Source organism: Mycobacterium sp. (genome assembly GCF_049280035.1).
Classification (GTDB): Bacteria; Actinomycetota; Actinomycetes; order Mycobacteriales; family Mycobacteriaceae; genus Mycobacterium.
Window position 1 is genome coordinate 1 of the sequence record NZ_JBAPPI010000068.1, and the last position, 5,440, is coordinate 5,440.

Genomic DNA, 5,440 nt, shown 5'->3' on the forward strand with positions numbered 1-5,440 from the left:
GAGCTCGGCGCGCACCGGGCGGTTCGACGACGTCGAGGCGCTGTCGGGACGTGCCATGGCCGCCGACCATCCCGGTTTGCTCAGATTCACGAGCGGTTTCGGCCGGATCACCGCCCTGCTGATGGCCGGCCGGCTGACTGAGGCCCGCGCGCTGGCGCAGCGCTACACCGACTTCGCCGAGCTGCAGCAGCCGGGGCGGGCGATCGGCGAGACGTTGGTGGGTTACGTGGCGATCGCCCAGGGCGATTTCGACGCCGCGGTGACGCTGCTGAGCCGCGCCGCCGATCCGCTGGCGCGGACCGGCTATTCCTGGGGTCCGCTGTCGCTGACGCTGCTCGCTCAGGCGCTTGGCCAGCAAGGTGAACAACTCGAGGCCGCAAAGGTTTTCAGCCGCGCGGAGTCTCGGCACGGCCTGAAGTCGACGCTGTTCGCTCCGGAGTTGGCACTGGCCAAGGCTTGGTCGAAAGCGGCCCGCGGCGACATCACGGGCGCGATCGAAGCCGCCCGTGAAGCCGTGCAGACCGCAGAACGCGGCGGGCAGTCGGCGATCGCGCTGCGCGCGCTGCACGACGCGGCGCGACTCGGCGACACCCGGGCGGTGTTCAAGGCCGAACGCCTGTCGATCGAAGTGGATTGCGTGCTCGGGAGGCTCACGCTCGCGCATGCCCGTGCGCTGGCCGATGGTGATGCCGCGGCGCTCGCCGATGTGGCTGCCGACATGGCCGATCGCGGGCTCGAACCTGCGGCCGCCGACGCGTCCGCCCAGGCACAGCGCGCTTAGCTGCTCAGATACCCGCGCAGCATGGCCACCGCGGCGGTGACCTGGTCGACCGGCACCCGCTCGTCGCGGGTATGCGCCAGGTTGGGATCGCCCGGCCCGTAGTTGACCGCGGGAATGCCTCTGGCGGCGAACCGCGCCACGTCGGTCCAGCCATATTTCGCCCGCACCTGCCCGTCTGCGGCCTCGACCAGGGCCTTGGCGGCCGGCTTGGACAGCCCGGGCAGCGCTCCGGCGGCAAGGTCGGTCTGCTCGATCCGCACGTCGAGGCGAGCGAAAACCTCGTGAATATGGCGCAGTGCGGCATCTGGCGCTCGATCGGGCGCGAAGCGGAAGTTCACGGTCACCGACGCAGCGTCGGGAATGATGTTGCCGGCAACACCACCGTCGATGCGAACCGCCGACAAACCTTCACGGTAGGTACATCCGTCGATCTCCACACTGCGGGGCTGATAGTCCGCCAGCCGGTCAAGCACCGCACCCAGCTTGTGAATCGCGTTGTCGCCCAACCACGATCGCGCGGAATGCGCTCGAGTTCCGGTCGCGTGGATGACCACCCGCAGCGTGCCCTGGCAGCCCGCCTCGATGAAGCCACCGGTTGGTTCGCCGAGGATCGCCACGTCGGCCGATAGCCAATCGGGTAGGTCGCGTTCGATGCGCCCCAAACCGTTTGCGGCCGAATCGATTTCCTCGCAATCGTAAAACACCAGCGTCAGGTCGCGCGCGGGTGCGGTGACCGTCGCGGCCAGATGAAGGAAGACCGCGTCGCCCGACTTCATATCGGTGGTGCCGCAGCCGTACAGCGAAGCACCGTCTCGCCGGCTTGGCAGGTTGTCGGCTACCGGAACGGTGTCCAGATGCCCGGCCAGCAGCACCCGCGTCGGTCTGCCGAGCGCCGTGCGCGCCAGCACGGCATTGCCGTTGCGGACGATCTCGTACCCCAAAGCCTGGGGAGTCTGCGCCCGCAGCGCGGCTTCCACCTCGTCGGCGATGCGCTGTTCCTGCCGCGACTCACTGGGTATGTCGACCAGAGCTGCGGTCAGCTCGATCGGGTCGCCGCGGAGGTCCAGCACGATCCCAGCGTAGTGGGTGGGTAGCGTGGGGCACGTGACTGCAGCTTCAGGCATTGGGCTGGCGACTCTGGCCGGCAACGGGTCGATCCTCGACACTTGGTTCCCCGCACCTGAACTGATCGAATCGGGCGAAAGCGGCACGGTGCGGCTATCGGTGGCTGAGGTTCCCGACGAGTTGGCCGCGCTGGCCGGACGTGACGACGACCGCGGCACCGAGACCGTCGTGGTGCGCACCGTGATCGGTTCGCTGGACGAGAAGGCCGTCGACGCCTACGACGCCTACCTGCGACTGCATCTGCTCTCGCATCGACTGGTCGCGCCACACGGGCTCAACGCCGACGGCTTCTTCGGCGTGTTGACCAATGTGGTGTGGACCAGCCACGGGCCCTGCGCGGTCGAGGATTTCGAGACGGTGCGGGCCCGGCTGCGCCGCCGCGGCCCGGTCGCCGTCTACGGCGTGGACAAGTTTCCCCGGATGGTCGACTACGTCGTGCCGACCGGGGTGCGCATCGCCGACGCTGACCGGGTCCGGCTGGGCGCACATCTCGCGTCGGGAACGACGGTGATGCACGAGGGGTTCGTCAACTACAACGCGGGCACATTGGGCGCCTCGATGGTCGAGGGCCGCATCTCGGCAGGCGTGGTGATCGGCGACGGCTCCGACATCGGCGGTGGCGCGTCGGTCATGGGCACCCTGTCCGGCGGTGGCACCGAGGTGATCTCGATCGGCAAGCATTGTCTGCTCGGCGCCAACGCCGGTCTGGGCATTTCACTCGGTGACGACTGCGTCATCGAAGCCGGCCTGTATGTCACCGCGGGCACCAAAGTCGTGATGCCCGACGGCAATTCGGTCAAAGCCCGGGAGCTCTCCGGCAGCAGCAACATGCTGTTCCGTCGCAACTCGGTGACCGGCGCGGTCGAGGTGGTGTCCCGCGACGGTCGCGGTATCGCGCTCAACGAGGACCTGCACGCGAACTGAGCTACCGGCCGCCTCCAGGCAACTCGAGTGTCGAAGACACTGCCGCGATACCGGCACCCGGAGTGGATTGCAGCGCTGTCCCCCTCGTTTCGGGAAGCAGATAGGTGCACACCAGGCTGGCCAGGGCGAGGATGGCCAGCATGGGGCCGACCGCCCAGCTGCCATAGGTTGCCTGAAGTGTTCCGGCAATCAACGGTGGCAACGCGCCGCCAAAGATGCCGGCGGTGTTAACCGCCAGCGCCGATCCGCTGTAGCGGTAACGGGTGGCGAACAGCTCAGGAATGAACGCTCCGGTAGGCCCGGAGCCGATCGCGGCGATCGCGGACATGCCGACGATGGCGACCGCGTACAAAACCGGCTTGCGGGTATCCATCAACGGAATCACCGCAAGCGCCCATGGCACACATCCCGCCCAGCCCAGCAACATCATCCGGCGACGCCCGACTCGATCGGACAGACTGGCCGATAGCGCGACGAACGTGATGCTTGCCAGCCCGCCCAGTGCCCCGACGGCCCAGATGAAGCTGCGGGTGTAGCCCAGATGGAAATGGGCGTACACGGTCAGGTAGGTGTTTCCCATGTAGGCGAAGCCGAAGCCGCCCAGGATGCTGCCCGCGGCCAGCAGGATCTCTCGGCGCTGCAAGCGCAGCAACTCCGCGATCGGCGCTGTGGGGACCAGGTTGCGGGCCTTTTCCTCGGCAAACACCGGCGTTTCGTCGATCCGCAGGCGCACATACAGGGCGATACCGATCAGGCCGGCGCTGATCAGGAACGGAATGCGCCATCCCCACTCCATGAAGGCGGGGCTGTCTTCACCGATGCTGAAGTTCACGCCTAAAAACGTCAGGCTGCTCAGCACCGCCGCGGTGCCGCCGCCGAGCAGGGTGAACATGCCGTACCAGCCGCGTCTGCCGGCTGGCGCGTGCTCGGCGCTCAGCAACGCCGAGCCTGCCCATTCGCCGCCGACGGCGAACCCTTGCAGTAGCCGCAGCGCAATCAGGATCACTGGGGCTGCGGTACCGATGGCTGCCGTGCTGGGAACCGCGCCGACGGTCACGGTCGCGACGGCCATGATCAGCAGCGTGGCGATCAGGGTCTTCTTTCGGCCGAGCCGATCCCCGAAGTAGCCGAAGGTGGCGGCGCCGATCGGCCGAGACACAAACGCACTGGCAAACGTGCCCATCGACGCGATCGTGGCCAACGTGGGAGACAGGTGGGGAAAGAAGACGGTGGGAAACACCAGCGCCGCCGCGGTGCCGTAGATCAGGAAATCGTAAAACTCGATTGCCGAGCCGACCAGACACGCAGCGGCAACTCGCCTCATCGGCGTGACGCTGCGTCTCTGCACGATAACGACGGTAGGGGAAGGCGCCCTGGCTTGCCCACAAAGAACGCTGATGTCGCACTGTAAAGACGCTGTAAATACTCGGGCGCCTTCGAAGTTTTAGCCTGTCAGCTGCGGGTCAGCAGCTCCTTCTTCAGCACCTTGCCCATCGCGTTGCGTGGCAGGGTATCCACCACCCGCACCTCACGCGGTCGCTTGTGCACCGAAAGTTGTTGGGCGACATAATCGATCAATTCCTGCGGCTCGGCGTCACCAACGACGAACGCGACGATACGCTGGCCCAGGTCGTCGTCGGGCAGCCCGACCACTGCTGCTTCGGCCACCCCTGGGTGCCCGAGCAGCGCCGTCTCGATTTCGCCGGCGCCGACACGGTATCCGCCGGACTTGATCAGGTCGACCGACTCGCGGCCGACAATGCGATGCATGCCGTCGCGGTCGATGATGGCGGCATCACCGGTGCGATACCAGCCGTCGGTGTCGAACGCGTCGGCGGTGGCGTCCGGCCGATTCAGATAGCCGTCGAACAGGGTGGGGCCGCGAACCTGTAGCCGCCCAATCGTTTCCGCGTCGTGCGGCACCGGGCCACCGTCGTCGTCTACCAATCGGGTCTCGATGCCGGCCAGCGGCAGGCCGACCCAGCCGGGACGGCGTTCGCCGTCGGCGCGGGTGGACAGCGTGATCAGCGACTCGGTGGCGCCGTAGCGTTCCACGGGCGGGTGCCCGGTGAGCCGGACCAACTGGTCGAACACCGGCACCGGCAGCGGGGCGCTGCCGGACACCAGTAGCCGCGCCGGCCGCAGCGCCTCGGCGGCCGCCTGGTCAGCCACCACTCGAGACCACACCGTCGGCACACCGAAGTACAGCGTGCCGTTGGCTTGAGAACAGGCCTGAGCGTAGGCCTCCGGCGTCGGTTTTCCGGTGTGCACGAAGCGATTTCCAACTCGCAGCGACCCGAGCAGACCCAAGACCAGACCGTGCACGTGGAACAGCGGCAGCCCGTGCACCAAGGTGTCCTCGGAGGTCCACTGCCAAGCCTCGGCGAGCGCGTCGAGGTCGGCGGCGATCGCTTGACCGCTCAGCTGCACCCCTTTGGGCGGGCCGGTGGTGCCCGAGGTGTAGATGATCAGCGCGGTGTCCTGCGGGGACGGCTCGGGATGGCGGTGCCAGGACCGGGCGTGCGTGCGCACCGGGATGTGCGGCAGGCCCTCCGGCTCGTCAGGCAGCGGGCCGAGCCAGGCCTGCGCACCGGAGTCGGTGAGGATGTG

Annotated in this window: 4 protein-coding genes and 1 pseudogene; 2 read left to right on the forward strand and 3 right to left on the reverse strand. The window is 67.6% G+C overall.

Annotated elements, in window-relative coordinates:
* Positions 1 to 781, forward strand: a pseudogene (locus WAN71_RS02325) (AAA family ATPase); the annotation flags it as partial.
* Here WAN71_RS02325 and dapE read toward each other — a convergent pair.
* The gene (gene dapE / locus WAN71_RS02330) at positions 778 to 1,851 is read right to left on the reverse strand and encodes a succinyl-diaminopimelate desuccinylase (RefSeq protein WP_422223783.1); all 1,074 of its coding nucleotides are present in this window, start codon (positions 1,849 to 1,851) and stop codon (positions 778 to 780) included. The pseudogene WAN71_RS02325 and the gene dapE sit on opposite strands and share 4 nt — an antisense overlap.
* A gap of 25 nt (positions 1,852 to 1,876) precedes the next feature.
* On the opposite strand from dapE, the gene dapD reads away from it, so the two are divergent.
* The gene (gene dapD / locus WAN71_RS02335; protein WP_422223784.1) at positions 1,877 to 2,830 is read left to right on the forward strand and encodes a 2,3,4,5-tetrahydropyridine-2,6-dicarboxylate N-succinyltransferase; all 954 of its coding nucleotides are present in this window, start codon (positions 1,877 to 1,879) and stop codon (positions 2,828 to 2,830) included.
* Between the two features lies 1 nt (position 2,831).
* Here dapD and WAN71_RS02340 read toward each other — a convergent pair whose 3' ends face one another.
* Together WAN71_RS02340 and WAN71_RS02345 are read right to left on the reverse strand one after the other, a co-directional pair.
* Positions 2,832 to 4,154 carry an MFS transporter gene (locus WAN71_RS02340; protein WP_422223786.1) on the reverse strand — a complete coding sequence of 441 codons (1,323 nt, stop codon included), beginning with the start codon at positions 4,152 to 4,154 and terminating at the stop codon, positions 2,832 to 2,834.
* Positions 4,155 to 4,282: 128 nt separating this feature from the next.
* The coding region (locus tag WAN71_RS02345; RefSeq protein WP_422223785.1) for an acyl-CoA synthetase at positions 4,283 to 5,440 on the reverse strand (1,158 nt) is incomplete at its 5' end.

What these genes read in the sequence shown, in the direction of transcription:
- WAN71_RS02340 (WP_422223786.1), bottom strand. Translation starts at nt 4,154, where the DNA reads ATGAGGCGAGTTGCCGCTGCGTGTCTGGTCGGCTCGGCAATCGAGTTT.